The sequence below is a fragment of the Bosea vestrisii genome (assembly GCF_030144325.1).
Classification (GTDB): Bacteria; Pseudomonadota; Alphaproteobacteria; order Rhizobiales; family Beijerinckiaceae; genus Allobosea; species Allobosea vestrisii_A.
The window spans coordinates 1,422,649-1,437,521 of sequence record NZ_CP126307.1; the positions used below are offsets into that span (position 1 = coordinate 1,422,649).

At 66.8% G+C, this 14,873-nt stretch carries 14 protein-coding genes; 8 read left to right on the forward strand and 6 right to left on the reverse strand.

The genetic code is table 11. The features are described from left to right. Nucleotides 1–291 precede the first annotated feature (291 nt). Complete coding sequence (locus tag QO058_RS31025; RefSeq protein ID WP_347976539.1) at nucleotides 292–576, forward strand: NUDIX domain-containing protein; 285 nt, start codon at nucleotides 292–294, stop codon at nucleotides 574–576. A gap of 2 nt (nucleotides 577–578) precedes the next feature. On the opposite strand, the gene QO058_RS07055 is transcribed toward QO058_RS31025, so the two are convergent. Further along, entirely contained in the window at nucleotides 579–1,163 is a 585-nt protein-coding gene (locus QO058_RS07055) for a cytochrome b (RefSeq protein WP_284171307.1), read from the reverse strand. Between the two features lie 254 nt (nucleotides 1,164–1,417). Here QO058_RS07055 and ribA point away from each other — a divergent pair, with 254 nt between their 5' ends. Together ribA and QO058_RS07065 are read left to right on the forward strand one after the other, a co-directional pair. Next, complete coding sequence (ribA, locus tag QO058_RS07060) at nucleotides 1,418–2,545, forward strand: GTP cyclohydrolase II RibA (protein WP_284171309.1); 1,128 nt, start codon at nucleotides 1,418–1,420, stop codon at nucleotides 2,543–2,545. A gap of 47 nt (nucleotides 2,546–2,592) precedes the next feature. Further along, the gene (locus QO058_RS07065; protein ID WP_284171310.1) at nucleotides 2,593–4,956 is read left to right on the forward strand and encodes a glycosyltransferase family protein; all 2,364 of its coding nucleotides are present in this window, start codon (nucleotides 2,593–2,595) and stop codon (nucleotides 4,954–4,956) included. Here the strand turns inward: QO058_RS07065 and QO058_RS07070 are convergent, their stop codons facing one another. The 4 genes from QO058_RS07070 to QO058_RS07085 all read right to left on the reverse strand — a co-directional run bounded on the left by QO058_RS07070 (nucleotide 4,957) and on the right by QO058_RS07085 (nucleotide 8,743). After that, complete coding sequence (locus QO058_RS07070; protein ID WP_284171311.1) at nucleotides 4,957–5,817, reverse strand: TIGR01459 family HAD-type hydrolase; 861 nt, start codon at nucleotides 5,815–5,817, stop codon at nucleotides 4,957–4,959. Continuing rightward, nucleotides 5,814–6,746 carry a sugar kinase gene (locus QO058_RS07075; RefSeq protein ID WP_284171313.1) on the reverse strand — a complete coding sequence of 311 codons (933 nt, stop codon included), beginning with the start codon at nucleotides 6,744–6,746 and terminating at the stop codon, nucleotides 5,814–5,816. Before QO058_RS07075 ends, QO058_RS07070 begins: the two co-directional genes overlap by 4 nt. A gap of 90 nt (nucleotides 6,747–6,836) precedes the next feature. Continuing rightward, nucleotides 6,837–8,084, reverse strand: a complete 1,248-nt coding sequence (locus tag QO058_RS07080; RefSeq protein ID WP_284171314.1) for a coiled-coil domain-containing protein — start codon at nucleotides 8,082–8,084, stop codon at nucleotides 6,837–6,839. Nucleotides 8,085–8,170: 86 nt separating this feature from the next. Beyond that, nucleotides 8,171–8,743, reverse strand: coding sequence for a DUF1134 domain-containing protein (locus tag QO058_RS07085; protein ID WP_284171315.1), 573 nt, complete (start codon nucleotides 8,741–8,743; stop codon nucleotides 8,171–8,173). A gap of 211 nt (nucleotides 8,744–8,954) precedes the next feature. Between QO058_RS07085 and QO058_RS07090 the strand changes: the two genes are divergently transcribed. Continuing rightward, nucleotides 8,955–9,443: a YHS domain-containing (seleno)protein gene (locus tag QO058_RS07090; RefSeq protein WP_284171316.1), complete on the forward strand. Its 489-nt coding sequence runs from the start codon at nucleotides 8,955–8,957 to the stop codon at nucleotides 9,441–9,443. A gap of 18 nt (nucleotides 9,444–9,461) precedes the next feature. Here the strand turns inward: QO058_RS07090 and QO058_RS07095 are convergent, their stop codons facing one another. After that, nucleotides 9,462–10,304, reverse strand: a complete 843-nt coding sequence (locus QO058_RS07095) for a 3'(2'),5'-bisphosphate nucleotidase CysQ family protein (protein WP_284171318.1) — start codon at nucleotides 10,302–10,304, stop codon at nucleotides 9,462–9,464. Nucleotides 10,305–10,577: 273 nt separating this feature from the next. Here QO058_RS07095 and chpT point away from each other — a divergent pair, with 273 nt between their 5' ends. The 4 genes from chpT (at nucleotide 10,578) to QO058_RS07115 (ending at nucleotide 14,834) form a co-directional block, all read left to right on the forward strand. Further along, the gene (gene chpT, locus QO058_RS07100; protein WP_284171319.1) at nucleotides 10,578–11,216 is read left to right on the forward strand and encodes a histidine phosphotransferase ChpT; all 639 of its coding nucleotides are present in this window, start codon (nucleotides 10,578–10,580) and stop codon (nucleotides 11,214–11,216) included. A 123-nt stretch (nucleotides 11,217–11,339) separates the two neighbouring features. Next, nucleotides 11,340–13,946, forward strand: a complete 2,607-nt coding sequence (locus tag QO058_RS07105) for a hybrid sensor histidine kinase/response regulator (RefSeq protein WP_284171320.1) — start codon at nucleotides 11,340–11,342, stop codon at nucleotides 13,944–13,946. Further along, nucleotides 13,943–14,440, forward strand: a complete 498-nt coding sequence (locus QO058_RS07110) for a chemotaxis protein CheW (RefSeq protein ID WP_284171321.1) — start codon at nucleotides 13,943–13,945, stop codon at nucleotides 14,438–14,440. The genes QO058_RS07105 and QO058_RS07110 overlap by 4 nt, the downstream gene beginning before the upstream one ends. A gap of 28 nt (nucleotides 14,441–14,468) precedes the next feature. Continuing rightward, nucleotides 14,469–14,834, forward strand: a complete 366-nt coding sequence (locus tag QO058_RS07115; protein WP_110488743.1) for a response regulator — start codon at nucleotides 14,469–14,471, stop codon at nucleotides 14,832–14,834. The last annotated feature ends 39 nt before the right edge of the window (nucleotides 14,835–14,873 follow it).

Consider the following 14,873-nt stretch of genomic DNA (forward strand, 5'->3'; position numbering starts at 1 on the left):
ATATGCATGTGACGCATGAAGAATTAACCCCGGCACTGGGATCTGCCCAAATCGTGAGCAATGATGATGGGTCCGGGCCGCGCTCCGGCGCGGCGGGAATAGAGCGGGTGCCGCGAGGGCTCCGGCGATTGGCCGGCCGCGGCCTGCATCTCTATTTCCGCCTGCGCCGCGGCATGACGCTCGGTGTGCGCGCCGCCGTGTTGAGCGAGGCCGGCGAGGTCCTGCTGGTGCGCCACACCTACACCCCCCGGCTGGCACCTGCCCGGTGGCGGCGTCGAACCAAACGAGACGCTGGCCGACGCGGTCGCCAAGGAGCTGCGCGAGGAAGCGAACATCGCACTGACCGCTCCGGCCGTGCTGCACGGTGTCTTCTTAAACCGCCATGCCTCCGACCGCGATCATGTCGCCGTCTTCATCGTCCGCGCCTTCACGCAGAGCGCGCCGAAAGAGTCGGATCACGAGATTGCCGAAGCGCGCTTCTTCCCGCTTTCGGCCCTGCCTGACAAGACGACGCCGGGCACTCGCCGCCGGCTCGCCGAGATCATCGACGGGACGGCGCTGCCGGCGGAATGGTAGCGCTATTTCAGCCCGGGCAGCATCCGGCGCAGCACCCCGTCCTTGCGGATGACATGATGGAATAGCGCGGCCGCGATATGCCCGCAGACCAGCAGCGCCAGCAGGATGGCGAGCCAGCCATGGACGAAGAGCACGCGCTTGGCGGCGTCTTCATTGGGCGGCGCCAGCGCCGGCAAGTCGAAGAGGCCAAACACCGTCAGCGACGGGAACAGCGAGATACCGATCCAGCCGAGGAGCGGCACGATCAGCAGCAGGCCATAGAGCGCCCAATGCACGAGATGTGAGGCGGCCTTCTGCCACCACTCCAGTGTCGGCTCGTCGGGCGGTGCGCCGTGCATCAGCCGGTAGATCAGCCGGCCGGCGCTGAGCCAGAGCACCAGGAAGCCGAGGAGCTTGTGAGTCGAATAGAGCGCGTCGGTCACGCCGTCCCAGATATCGAGCGTGTTGCCGCGATAGGTCATGGCGAGTCCCAGCGGCACCATTACGAACACCGCCGCGGCCGTGATCCAATGCAGCCGCCGCGCCATCGCGCTGTAGACGGCGGCGTGTCCCGCTCCGGCCGTCACCTCGTCATGTCGCTGCGTCATTTCCCTTCGACGCTCCCGATCGCCATATTCGGCCCCTGCTGGGACTATTCATCTGGTGTTCAATCTCGCGCTTTTATAGGCCAGTCTGCAATCCGCTGGCGATCAGGTGGATTGCAGGCACTGTCTTGGGAACCACGCAGAAACGGGCACGTTGTACGAACGCGATATTGCATCGGATGCATCCGTCCGAGCGATACGCGCGTAGCAAGCATACTTCCTCCGCCGCTTTCGGGCGCAATCTGACGGACCTTCCGATGCCTCAGTCGCGTACGCTTTTCGGCCGGCCGGGTGAAACCGATCTGGTCACCGTAGACCGCGCTCTCGCCGAGTTCCGCGCCGCTCGCCCGGTGCTGCTGCGCCATGGCGAGGAGCTGGCGCTGGCCTTGTCGGCCGAGCTCGCAGAGACCGACTTTGCCGCCCGTCTCGACGACCTCTCCGCTGGCAATGCCCGCCTCGTGATGAGCGCCGCGCGTCTGCGTCGTCTGGGCGCCAAAGGCCGCACCGAGACCGGCATCCTTGCCATGCCGGTGATCGATCTTCCCCGCGTCGAGACCCTTGCGCTGAAGCTCGACGCCCGCGTCGATGCGCCGGTCGGGCCCGCCAATGTGCTTGACAATGCCGCACTCGAACTCGCCCGCCTCGCACTGGTGCTGCCGGCAGTGATCCTCGTCCCGGTTTCGGCTGCGCAGATCGCCGGCGAGCCGCTGATCGAGGTCACCACCGAAGCCGTCAACGGCTATCGCGCCGCTCAGGTCGCGCGCCTCTCCATCGTCGGCCGTGCGCCGGTGCCGCTGGAGGGAGCGCCCGATACCGAATTCGTCGTCTTCCGCGGCGGCGAAGGCCTGCGCGATCAGGTCGCGATCATCGTCGGCAAGCCGGACCTCTCGACTGCCGTGCCCGTGCGGCTGCACTCGGCCTGCCTGACCGGCGACCTGTTCGGTTCGCTGAAATGCGATTGCGGTGACCAGTTGCGCGAGACCGTGCAGTGGATGGCTGAGAACGAGGGCGGCATCCTGCTCTATCTCGATCAGGAAGGCCGCGGCAACGGCATCTCCAACAAGATGCGCGCCTACAAGCTGCAGAGCCAGGGCTGGGACACCTACGACGCCGACGAGGTGCTCGGTTTCGATCTCGACCAGCGGCATTTCGACTTTGCCGCCGCGATGCTGAAGCAGCTCGGCGTCTCCAGCGTCACGGCGCTGACCAACAACCCGCTCAAGGTCGGGGCGATCAAGGCCGCAGGGCTCGAAGTCGCCGCGACGCAGCGCGTGCTCGGCCGCCCGAACGTCCACAATGTCCGCTATCTCGCCTCCAAGCGTGACCGCGCCGGCCACTTCATCGACATGGATGCGCTGATGGCGCGTGCCGCTCCGAAGGATTGATTGGAGCCGGCATTGATCCCGCGCCGGGCCTGGGGCAGGAAGCCACCATGCCCGATCGGGACCGCCTAAACACCGAACCGCCACCCGCACCCTGGCCGACCGCCAGGGTGATGCTGCTCGTTTGCGCCGGCTGGCTCGCTCTGTCCTGGCCCTGGCTCTCCGGCGCCGTGACCATCCCCTGGGATGCCAAGGCGCATTTCCATCCGCAGCTGCAATTCCTCGCCAGCGCCCTGCACAAGGGCCTGTCGCCGTTCTGGACGCCTTTCGTCTTCGCCGGCTCGCCGCAGGTCGCCGATCCGCAATCGCTGATCTTCTCGCCGCCCTTCTTCCTGATCGCCCTGCTCAATCCGACGCCGGATTTCCGCTGGAGCGACGGCGCCCTGCTCGGCTCGCTGCTCGTCGGCGCACTCTGCCTTGTCCTGCTCTTCCGCGATCGCGGCTGGCATCCGGCCGGCGCAGTCGTCTGCGCCCTCTCCTTCGCGTTCGGCGCCGCCGCCGCCTGGCGCATCCAGCATGTCGGCCAGGTGTTGAGCCTGTCCTATTTCGCGGTGACGTTGCTGCTGCTCTCCCGTGCGCTCGAACGCAGCTCCTGGCGCTACGGTTTCGCGGCGGGCCTTGCCGCCGGCTTCATGGTGCTCGGGCGTGACCAGGTCGCGCTGCTTGGCGTCTATGTCCTCGCCGGGCTGGTGCTCGCCGCCATCGCCATGGCCGACAAGCCGCTCGCGGCGCTGCGGGCGAGCCTCATGCCGCTGCTGCTCGGCGTGCTCGGCGCCATCATCGTCGCGACGGTGCCGATCCTGCTCACCGCCGTCCTGGCAGAGGAATCCAACCGGCCGGTGATCGATCTCGCCGGGGCCGGCAAGGGCTCGCTGAATCCCGGCTCGCTGCTGACCGGATTGATCGCCAATCTCTACGGTGCCTCCGGGCCGCTGGAGAATTTCTGGGGGCCGCCCAGCCCGGCATGGGAGAAGCGCTTCGGCTCACTCGATCTCTACCTCGCGCGCAATATGGGCGAGCTCTATCTCGGCCTGTTGCCGATCCTGCTCGTCGTCGGTGTCGGCATCGTCCGCGGCGCCTTGCTGCGTCGAGAGATCGTCGCTTTGAGCGCCGCCGCGCTGATCGTGCTGGTCTTTGCGCTTGGTCGCTATACGCCGGGCTTTGCCCTGCTTTTCCATTTGCCCGGCATCGATTTCTATCGCCGTCCGGCCGATGCGCTGTTCATCCTCGGCGCGCTGCTCTCGATCCTTGGCGGCTACCTGACCCATCTCGTCCTAACCGATACCGCGCCGCGGCCGCGCCGCTGGCAGATCGCGCTCGAAATCCTGCTGCTACTGGCGGCTTTTAGTCTCGCGATCTGGCTAGCCTGGACGGTCGGCCGCCTGCATGTCGCCTTCGTGCCACTAGTCACGGCGGCGCTCTGCCTGATGCTGGTCGCGGGTGCGCTGGTCGCGGCGCGCGGGCTCGCTCTGCAGGGCGCCGGCATGGCCGCGACGATCATTCTCGCCATCGCCATGGTCGTCGATCTCTCGGTCAACAACGGCCCGAGCGAGTCGACCGCGCTGCCGGCCGAGCACTACGAGGTGCTGCGCGCCGACAGCACCAACGAGACGATCGCCCTGCTCAAGCGCGAGACGGCCCGCACCGCCGGCCCGGACCGGCGCGACCGCATCGAGCTCGCCGGCATCAACTTCCACTGGCCCAATGCCAGCCTGGTGCACGGGCTCGACAACACGCTGGGCTACAACCCGCTGCGGCTCGGTCTCTATAGCCAGGCGACCGGCGCCGGCGACCATGTCGCCTTGCCCGACCAGCGCACCTTCTCGGCGTTGATGCCATCCTACCGCTCCCTGCTCGCCGACATGCTGGGGTTGCGCTTCATCGCGACCGGCGTTCCTGTCGAAGAGATCGACAAGAAGCTCAAGCCCGGCGACCTCGTTCAGATCGCGCGCACCAAAGACGCCTATGTCTACGAGAACCCGCGCGCCTTGCCGCGCGTGCTCCTCGTCACGGAAGCGCAAGCCGCCGATTTCGGCGCCATCCTGAAGAACGGGCAATGGCCCGCCGGCTTCGATCCGCGCCGCACCGTCCTGCTCGACAAGGCGCCGCCGCCTTTGCCGACCGGCCCGGCCCAGGCAGGAAGCGTCCGCATCCGCAATTACGGCACGACCGAGGTGCTGCTCGACGCCGACGCGCCACGTGGCGGCTTCGTCGTGCTGAACGATGTCTGGCAGCCCTGGTGGCAGGTCGAGGTCGACGGCAAGCCGGCCGAACTCCTGCGCGCCAACGTCATCTTCCGCGCCGTGCAGGTACCGCCCGGCCGCTCGACGATCCGCTTCGTCTTCCGCCCGCTCGACGGGCTCTATCACGCGATTGGCGAGCGGATCCGCAAGGCGAACCCGCCGCCGGTCTGATCAGCCCAGCGCCGCCATCGCCGCGACCGGCAGCGGCCGGTGCGCCGCCAGCACCCGCGCGAGCCCGTCGGGAACGACGGAGCCATCCCGGATCGTCTCGTCGCGATGGATGCCGCCGGCGATGAACAGGCTGTCGAAGCCCATCATCTTGGCGCCGGCCAAATCGGTGCGCACCGCATCGCCGATCACCAGCACGCGGGCGGGGCCGACATCCCGGCCGCCGCGCGCCTCACGGGCCGCTGCGAGCGCAAGATCATAGGCCGGGCGATGTGGTTTGCCGGCCCAGGCGACGTGGCCGCCGAGCTCCTCGTAGATCGTCGCCAGCGCCCCAGCGCAGGGCAGGAGGTCATGGCCGACATGGACGACGAGGTCGGGGTTACCGCAGATGAAGGGCAGTTCGCGCTCGGCAAAACGCGACAGCAGCGGCCGGTACTGTTCGGGCTGTTCACGGCGATAATCGTTGAGCTCGGTCGCGACGACGAACTCGGCCTCGGCCTCGCCGACGAGCTCGATGTCGAAGCCTTCGAACACCGCACGGTCCTCATGCCAGCCTATATGGTAGGCCTTGCGCAGATGCGTCTCTGCGATCAGTGCCCGCGTCACGTCGCCCGAGGTCACCAGCCGATCCCAGGCGGCGCGCGGCACGCGCTTTTCGTCGAGCACGCCGGCGATCTGCGCCGAGGGCCCCGGCGCGTTCGAGAGCAGCACCACCGTGCCGCCGCCTTCGCGATAGCGCATCAGGGCATCGCAGGCCGGCCCGAGCGCCAGCACACCGTCATGCACGACGCCCCAGACATCGCTGATCAGCACATCATAGCGAGCGAGTAGCGCGCCCGCTTCGATCAGGACTGGAACGCTCATGCTCGGCTAGCCATTTCCTGCGCGATCCGCGCCTCGACCTCGGCCCGGCGCGGCAGCGGCGCTACAGCGCCGTACCCTTGCGTCGACAGTGCCGCCGCGACATTGGCATAGGCGCCGGCCGCGAAGGCGTCGCCGGTGCGGATGTATTCGGCGAGGAAAGCGCCATCATAGCAATCGCCGGCGCCGGTCGCGTCGATCGCGTCGACCTTGATCGGCACGAAGCGCTGGCGGCTGGAAGGCGTCGCCACCAGCGAGCCCTCATGGCCGAGCGTCAGCGCCACGACCCTGGCGCCAAGCTTGAGGTAGAAATCGACGATCGCGTCGGGCTGTTCCAGCCCAGTCAGCAGCTTGGCGTCGCCGTCGCCCGGCAAGACGATGTCGGCCATCCCGCAGGCGGCATGGATGATCGCCCGCGCCCGTGTCAGCGGCCAGAGCTTCAGCCTGAGATTGGTATCGTAGGCTGTCAGCACGCCGTTCTCGCGCGCCGTCGCGAAAGCCTCGAACACCGCATCGCAGGCGCTCGCCGAGATCGCCTGGCTGATGCCGGAAGCCTGGATCACCTTGGCCGAAGCGATAAGATCCCTAGGCAATTGCGCCGGGCCATAGAGGGCAGCAGCCGAGCCGGCACGCACATAGGAGAAGACGTGGCCCTGCGGCCCATGGGAAACGAAATAAAGCCCGGTCGACGCCGAGGGATGCGTCGAGACATGGGTGTCGTCGACACCTTCTTCAGCCCACAGCGTCCGGAAGGAACGGCCCGGCTCGTCATCGCCCAACGCGCCGATATAGGCGACCTTTGCCCCCTGCCGCGCCGCCGCGATCGCGCAGTTGGAGGTGTCGCCGCCTTGGCCGAAGCGATAGGCGCCGGTCTCGCCCCGCGTCGCGTTGAACTCGCCGAGAGGCTCGCCGATACAAACGATGTCCGTCATCATCCCAACCGAAACCGCCGGCCGCAAGCGCGACCCGGTCCTCCCTAGAACATGTTCGGCAAAACTGGAAAGGCCCTGCCGGGCAGGCGCCTATTCCGCCGCCTCGCGGCTTTCCGATGCAACCAGCAGAGCATCGGCCAGCCGAACGATCTCCTGACGCAAGGCCGCTTCACCGGGCACCTTGCCACCGCTCTGCTTGCGCAAGGCCGCAAGCTCACGCTTGAGGCCGGCCCGGTCGGTCCGCGCCTGATCGCGGGCGCCCTGGACGGTGCCCAGCTCGGCATGGAGCGCTTCGACCGTCTCGTCTCGTTCGCGCAAGGCGTCGCGGTGAGCCGCCGCATCGCTGGCCAGCTGTCCCTTCAAGCGGGCTTCGGCCGCAACGGCGGCTTCGATCTTGTCTTCCAGCACCTTGATCTGGGCCAGCGCCTCGGCGTGCTCCACGGATGCCTGCGTCACGGCCGCCTCCTGTCGTGCGATCTCAGCGCCGAGCTTGACGGCGCTCGCATCGGCAGCTCGCGTCGCTGCCTCGGCCTCGGTCGCGCGCGTCGAAAGAGCGTCAGCGCGTAGCCTCTCGCTGTCGCGGTCCAGCTTCATGGCAGAGTGGCTCGCGCGCGCTTCGGCGAGCGCCGACTCGGCCATCGTCAACCGCGCCGACAGGTCGTCCCGCTCAGCGTCCAGCGTCAGCCGCAATGTGCCTGCCTCGATCAGTGCGACCCGTTGGCCGTCGGTTTCGCCGCGCAGCACCGTGAGCGCCTGGTCGCGTTCGGCGAGCGTGGTTTCGAGCTGGGTGTGAAGCGCCCGCAGCTCGGCGAGGTCCTGGTTGCGCGCCGCCAGATCGGCAGAGCTGCCGCTGAGCGCCTGGCGGGTCTCGGAAAGCTGCGCCTCGATGGCAGCAAGATCAGCGATGCGGGTCGAAAGCGTCGCCTGCGTCGTCTGATGCCCGGTGCTCTCCCCGGCCAGCGCCTCGCGTGTCTCCGCGAGTTCCTGCGTCGCCTGCCGCAGCTCCGTTTCGAGGTCAGCGATCTTCTGCCGTCGCTCGATCAGGTCGGTTTCGAGCCGGCTTATCGTCATGTCGCGCCGGCCGAGCTCGCTCATCGCGCCGGCCTTCGCGGCAAAGCCACTCTCGGCCCTCTGCTCCAGCGCCCGCTCGCGGATCGCCTGCTCTGCGCGCAAATGGTCGCGGTCTGCAGCGATTTCGGCGAGCGACAGCGGAAACGCGGCCTCGGCTCGCCGCCGCGCCAGCCGGTCGGCCCGGCGGCTCAGAGCCGGCAGCGCCGTGAGGGCGAGCAGGCTAGCCGACAGAAAGCCGAGCGCAACGAGCATGACGGCTTCAATCAAGGCGGAACGGCTCCCGTGTCTGCGATCAGCCCGATGTCAGGCTGCCATGCCTTGCAAGATAAGACCAGCGGCGCCGAATTATCAGATCAGAACGGGTTCCAGGTCGCCTGCGGCGTGAACTTCAGATAGCCGAGGTTGACGCCAAGCCGCCAGCCGACACCGGTCCGGATCGGCACGACCGTCACGCCTCCGGCCGTCAGCGCGGTGAAGCCGAAGCCGCCGACGAAATAGACCGAACCGTCGACTCCGCCGAAACGCTGATAGAGCGCGCCCACGCTCGGCAGATTGTAGATCAGCATCATGGTGCGGGCGCCGTCGCCGCCGAAATCGAAGCCGACGGAGGGGCCTTGCCAGTACACCTTGCGGTCGCCCGCATTACGGGTGAACAGCGTGCCCTCGCCAAAACGCAGCCCACCGACGAAAGCACCGGACGCTTCCTGGCCGAGGACATAGCCGTTCGGCTCGCCCCAGCGACGCACCGCCTCCTCGATCGTCAGGGCAAGACCGCGCGAGACATTGCCGAAGAACTGATGGCCGGAGGTAACCAGCTCGTTCTGTGAAAAGGAGCGCTCGTTCTGCTGCGCGGCGGCGGGACCGGCGGCCAGGCCTGCGCCGAGCAGCAGCGCGCTGGCGAACAGGGTGCGGCGGGTATGGTTCATCTCATCGTCTCCAGGCAAGCGCCGGGCATGGGCATTCGGCCTCCTGCCGGGTGGCGTCGACGGTGGGTCGTGCGAATCCTCGTGACCACGGTAACCTCCTGGATACGCTGTATGTGTATCCAAGCGGTGAACTGCGGCGCAGAACGCGCCGTGACGCGACTTGAGCCAAGGATTGGTGTCGATGAAGGCCGCAGCAAGGCATGCCGGGATTGTGCTCGCCGGCATCGGATTAAGCTGTGCGCTTCCGTTCGCGGCCGTAGCGAGTCGGGCGTCAGCCCTGCCCCCGGGCCTGCCGCAAATGCCTAGCCTCGGCGAGAGCATGCAGCGCGACAATCGTTCGGGCTTTGCGCTCTCCGGCTTCGATCCCGTCGCCTATTTCCTGAACGACGCCGCAGTGCCGGGGCTACCCGATTACGAACTGATCTCCGACGGAACGGTCTGGCGCTTCGCGAGCGCCGCCAATCGGGACGCCTTTCGGGAAGCGCCGGAGGTCTATACCCCACGCTTCGGCGGCTTTGATGCCAGCGGTGTCGCGGAAGGACGCGCGGTCGATGCCGACCCGCGCCGTTTCGCCGTTATCGGATCACGTCTCTATTTCTTCCGCAGCGACGAGAATCGCCAGCGCTTCCTCGCCGAGGCGACGTTGCGGGTGAAAGCCCAGGAACGCTGGTCAGCGGTGACCACATTGATCGCACGCTGAAGGCGTGCAAGGGCCGGTTCAGCAGCGGCAGGTCGCCGCCTTCTCGATCGCGAGCCTAGCCAGTCTCTCACAGCTCGCAGCGACGAAAGGCGGATTGCGGAAATCGCGATCGGCATTGCCGTAAACAGGCTTTTCGCCGTCGAGGGTCAAAAGCACACCGCCGGCAGCCGCAAGGATCGCATCGCCGGCGGCGATGTCCCATTCCATCGTGGTGCCGCCGCGCACATGCAGGTCGGCCTCGCCGCTGGCGATAAGCCCGAACTTCACGGCCGAAGACACCGGCGCGCCCTCCCCCTTCGCGAGCGCAGTCGCAACCCCGGCACTGACCGTATCTCCGTGGAAGCGGCTCACCAGCATCCGCGGCCCGTCTGTCGGCTCCGTGCGGACATGGACTTCGCACGCTGCGCCCAGCGGCGCCGCGTCTGCGTCCAATGCCTGCGCGAAGCTCCGGTCTCCACCATACCAGAGCCGGCCTATGGCCGGGGCGGCGATCGCCCCGGCGAGCGGCCGCCCATCGTGGATCACGGCGATGGCGACGCAATAGCTGTCGCCGGAGGCCAGGAACTCACGCGTGCCATCGAGCGGATCTAAAAGAATGAAGACCGAAGCTGGCGCCACTTCGCCGACGCTTTCCTCGCTGACCACCGGAAAGCCGGGCAGCAACTCGGCCAGCGCCTGCTTCGCGGCGAAATCCGCAGCGAGGTCGGCAGAGCAGACCGGCGAGCCGTCCGCCTTGAGCCTGACATCGCGCGCCGCCCGCTTCGCCAGCAAGACCGCAGCCGTGCGCCGCGCCGCCTCGCCGAGCGAGCGTGCAAGCCCGTCCCGGTCGGTCAGACGAGGATCGTCGTGAGCGATGGTCATGTCCCGAACCAGTCTCGCCGGCGCCGTATGCCATGCAGTGCGAATGCCGGGCGGCGCCTCCGGCGGTCTCGTTCTGCTAGATAGTGCATGGCGTACTAAAGAAAAAGCCGGCTCGCCTTCTGGCAGCCATCTTGCGCCGGCATGCCGGAGCGGGACGTTCCGACCGTGATACTCTCGCGGCTATGGTTAACCAGCTGCAAACCAGCGTAGCGCATGCTGCACCATCACATTGGGCGCGTACCGCCCTGATTCTCTTGATCGCAGGACCGGATCATGACCGCCATCTCGCTCGAGCCGCTCGATCTGGCCGCGCTTCTTTGCAGCCGCGTTTGCCATGATGTGATCAGTCCGGTCGGCGCGATCGTCAACGCGCTCGAAGTGCTCGAGGAAGACGACCCCTCGATGAAGGATTTCGCGCTCGACCTGATCAAGAAGAGCGCGCGCAATGCCTCCGCCCGCCTGCAATTCGCGCGGCTCGCCTTCGGCGCGGCCGGCTCGGCCGGCGCGATGATCGATCTCGGCGATGCCGGCGCCGTCGCCAACGGCTTTCTCAACGACGAGAAACTGTCGCTCGACTGGGAGGCGCCGCGTGCCCTCCTGCCGAAGAATCAGGTCAAGCTGGTGCTCAACCTGCTTGTTCTGGCGACGCAGGCGATCCCGCGCGGCGGCAAGATCACGTCCCGAGCCACCGTCACCGGCGAGCAGGGTAGCTTCGCCATCACCGCGACGGGCTCGCATGCGCGCATTCCCGCCCATGTCGAGGAGTTGATTGCCGGGCGCTCCGAAAGCGGCGTCATCGACGCTCATGCGGTCCAGCCACTTTATACCGGCCTGGTCGCCCGCGCCGCCGGGATGAAGATCGCCTTCGCGATCGACGGCGATACCGTCAGCATCAATGCGGAAGCGGCCTGAGCGCCAGAAAAACAGCTTTTGGCTAATGTAATATTGTGCGGTTTCCGCTCGCTCTCAACTGATCATAAACCCTTGCACCGCACTATCCGGAGCAAATCCGTGATGTAAGTGAGCAGTCCGTGCATGGACGAGTTGCTGCAAGAGTTTCTCGGCGAGACCGGCGAGCATCTCGATATGGTCGATCGGGAGCTCGTCCGCTTCGAGCAGGAGCCCAATAACGGGGATATCCTGCGCAACATCTTCCGGCTCGTTCACACGGTCAAAGGCACCTGTGGCTTCATTGGGCTGCCGCGGCTCGAAGCGCTGACGCACGCGGCCGAATCCGTCATCGGTCAGTTCCGCGACGGCGCGAGCGTCTCCTCGACCGCGGTCACCGCAATCCTCGAGACCATCGACCGGATCAAGGAGATCATGGCCGAGCTCACCGAGAAGGGGCAGGAGCCGCCAGGCCATGACGGCCAGTTGATCGACGAATTGCGCGCCCTCGCCCAGCGGGCGAAGCAGGAACTGGCCGTCCGGCAGACACAGCCGCTCGATCCGGTTGCAGCCTATCTCGCCCGCACTGCTGGGACTCGCCCGGCAGAGCCTACGCCCCCGCCCGCTGCGGCGATGGACGAGATGGACCTTGTCTTCCGCGCAGCGCCGAGCCCGCTCGACCAGCCCGGACAGGCTCATGGCGATGCTGCCCGGGACGCAAGGGCAGCTGGGCCGGCGACGTTGCGCGTCAATGTCGACACGCTCGAGCATCTGATGACCATGGTCTCGGAGCTGGTGCTGACCCGCAACCAACTGCTCGAGATCGCCCGCCGGCAGGAGGATGCCGGCTTGAAAGGACCGCTGCAGCGGCTCTCGCTCATCACCGCCGAGTTGCAGGACGGCGTGATGAAGACGCGCATGCAGCCGATCGGCAATGCCTGGTCGAAGCTGCCGCGCATCGTCCGCGATCTCTCCACCGATCTCGGCAAGAAGATCGAGCTGGTGACGGAAGGGGCCGACACCGAGCTCGACCGGCAAATCCTCGAACTGATCAAGGACCCCCTCATCCATATGGTCCGCAACTGCGCCGACCATGCGATCGAGGAACCACAGGAGCGCGCCGCGCTCGGCAAGCCCGAAATGGGCACGATCCGTGTGTCGGCCTATCACGAAGGCGGCTCGGTCACGATCGCGATCACCGATGATGGCCGCGGCATGGACACCGCCCGGATCCGCCGCAAGGCGGTGCAGCGGGGATTGGTCGGTGAGGCGGAGGCAGAACGGCTGAGCGAAACGCAGGTCCTGCGCTTCATCTTCCATCCGGGCTTCTCGACCTCCGATACCGTCTCCGCCATTTCCGGACGCGGCGTCGGGATGGACGTGGTCAAGGTCAATGTCGATGCGATCGGCGGCATGATCGACGTCACCAGCATCGCTGGCGCAGGCACCACCATAACGATCAAGATCCCGCTGACGCTGGCGATCGTCTCGGCTCTGATCGTCGCGACCGCTGGCCAGCGCTTCGCCATCCCGCAGGTGGTTGTGCGCGAACTGGTGCGCGTCAAGGCCGGCGGCGAACACAGCATCGAACGCATCAACAACGCGCCCGTGCTGCGACTGCGCGAGCGGTTGCTGCCGATCATCGCCCTCGCCGGGGTGATGGACAAGGCGAGCGACGCGGCCATCGACGACGGCTTCATCGTCGTGACGCAAGTCGGTGAGCGCCAGTTCGGCATTCTCGTGGAATCCGTGTTCCACACCGAGGAAATCGTCGTCAAACCGATGTCGACGCGGCTGCGCCATATCCCGCTCTTTTCGGGCAACACCATTCTCGGCGACGGTGCCGTCGTGCTGATCGTCGATCCCAATGGCGTGGCGCGCCTGGTCGGCGTGACGGCGCCTCAGGATGAAGCTGGCTCGGACATCTCCGCCGAAGCCGTCCTCCCCCTGGAGCGTACCACGATGCTGGTCTTCCGCACCGGCAAGGATAGGCTGAAGGCCGTCCCGCTGTCCCTGGTCACACGACTTGAGGAGGTCGATGCTGGCCTGTTCGAGAGCGGCGGCGGGCGTACGCTGCTCAACTATCGCGGCAGGCTGATGCCGGTCGTCCCCGTCGAAGAGGTTCAACTCCGGCAGACCGGCCTGCAGCCGCTGGTGATCTTCTCGGAAGGCGACTTCAGCATGGCGCTGGCAGTCGATGCCATCGTCGACATCGTCGATGAAGTGCTCGACATCGAGATGCTGGCCATGCCCGAGCAGGGTTTGCTTGGCTCGGCGATCGTCAGAGGCCGCGCGACCGAGATCCTCGACCTGGCCCATTACCTTCCCAAGGCCAACCCCAATTGGTTGCATGTGCGCCGGAGCGAGCCGGGTGGAGCACGCGTCCTGCTGGTCGAGCCCTCCGAGTTTCTGCGCGAGATGCTCGCCCCCATACTGAAGGCCGCCGGCCTGCATGTGATTCACGCAGCCGACCTCGGCATGGCGGCCGGCCTCGCCTCAGGCGGCACCGAGTTGAACGCCGTCGTGATCGATCTCGACCGTAACGCCGAGGCCGCATTCGCACTCGCCGCGCGCCTGCGCGCCGAAGGTCGGCATACCGGTCTGCGCATCATCGGGCTCGCAAGTCTGCCGACCCCCGAACTCCATGTCATGGCCGCGCAGGCGCAATTCGACGAAGTTGTCGCCAAATTCGATCGGCGCGCGCTGATTGCGGAACTCGCAGAATGCCGGCCGAAGCTGAGGCAAGCCGCATGACCAGCGCAAGCGACGCTATCGAACCCGGCCTGGCGGCTTTCGAGGATTCGCTCGACTACGTCACCGTCACGGTCGGTGGACAGCTGCTCGGCCTGCCGATCGCGCGCGTCCAGGACGTCTTCATCGCCACCCGCATCACGCCGGTGCCGCTGGCGCCGAGCGAGATCGTCGGCCTCATCAATCTGCGCGGGCGCGTCGTCACCGCGATCTGCATGCGCCGTCGGATGGGTCACGCAGACGCCGCGCCGGGCGGCGCCGACAAGAGCGAACTGACCGCCGTCGGCATTGATCAGGGCGGCGAGGCCTTCGCGCTCATCGTCGACACGGTCGGCGAGGTGATGCGCCTCAGCCGCACGACCTTCGAGCTCGTTCCGATCCATCTCGATCGCGCCTGGGCTGCCCTCGCCAAGGGTGTTCACCGTCTCGACGATCGCCTCCTGGTCGTGATCGACGTCGACGCCGTCCTCAATATCGAACTGCCGGTCGCCGCCTGACGGCATCGCCGCTGCCTGGAGCCACGCCATGAAATACTGCCTCGTCGTCGATGACTCCGCCGTCATCCGCAAGGTTGCCCGCCGCATCCTGGAAGGGCTGCAGTTCCGCATCGCCGAAGCCGAGGACGGCGCGCGCGCGATCGACGCCTGCAAGGGCGAGATGCCGGACGCCATCCTGCTCGACTGGAACATGCCGGTCATGGACGGCTACGACTTCCTGCGGAATCTCCGGCAGATGCCTGGCGGCAAACGGCCCAAGGTCGTGTTCTGCACCACCGAGAACGACATCGCCCACATCGCCCGCGCCATGCATGCAGGCGCCGACGAGTACATCATGAAGCCGTTCGACAAGGAGATCGTGGCCTCGAAATTCCATCAGGTCGGCCTGCTCTAAAAGCCGCACGACATGCGACATCCCTGCACGTCGGCTGCA

What these genes read in the sequence shown, in the direction of transcription:
- QO058_RS07055 (WP_284171307.1), bottom strand. Translation starts at nt 1,163, where the DNA reads ATGACGCAGCGACATGACGAGGTGACGGCCGGAGCGGGACACGCCGCC.
- ribA (WP_284171309.1), top strand. Translation starts at nt 1,418, where the DNA reads ATGCCTCAGTCGCGTACGCTTTTCGGCCGGCCGGGTGAAACCGATCTG.
- QO058_RS07065 (WP_284171310.1), top strand. Translation starts at nt 2,593, where the DNA reads ATGCCCGATCGGGACCGCCTAAACACCGAACCGCCACCCGCACCCTGG.
- QO058_RS07070 (WP_284171311.1), bottom strand. Translation starts at nt 5,817, where the DNA reads ATGAGCGTTCCAGTCCTGATCGAAGCGGGCGCGCTACTCGCTCGCTAT.
- QO058_RS07075 (WP_284171313.1), bottom strand. Translation starts at nt 6,746, where the DNA reads ATGACGGACATCGTTTGTATCGGCGAGCCTCTCGGCGAGTTCAACGCG.
- QO058_RS07085 (WP_284171315.1), bottom strand. Translation starts at nt 8,743, where the DNA reads ATGAACCATACCCGCCGCACCCTGTTCGCCAGCGCGCTGCTGCTCGGC.
- QO058_RS07095 (WP_284171318.1), bottom strand. Translation starts at nt 10,304, where the DNA reads ATGACCATCGCTCACGACGATCCTCGTCTGACCGACCGGGACGGGCTT.
- chpT (WP_284171319.1), top strand. Translation starts at nt 10,578, where the DNA reads ATGACCGCCATCTCGCTCGAGCCGCTCGATCTGGCCGCGCTTCTTTGC.
- QO058_RS07105 (WP_284171320.1), top strand. Translation starts at nt 11,340, where the DNA reads ATGGACGAGTTGCTGCAAGAGTTTCTCGGCGAGACCGGCGAGCATCTC.
- QO058_RS07110 (WP_284171321.1), top strand. Translation starts at nt 13,943, where the DNA reads ATGACCAGCGCAAGCGACGCTATCGAACCCGGCCTGGCGGCTTTCGAG.
- QO058_RS07115 (WP_110488743.1), top strand. Translation starts at nt 14,469, where the DNA reads ATGAAATACTGCCTCGTCGTCGATGACTCCGCCGTCATCCGCAAGGTT.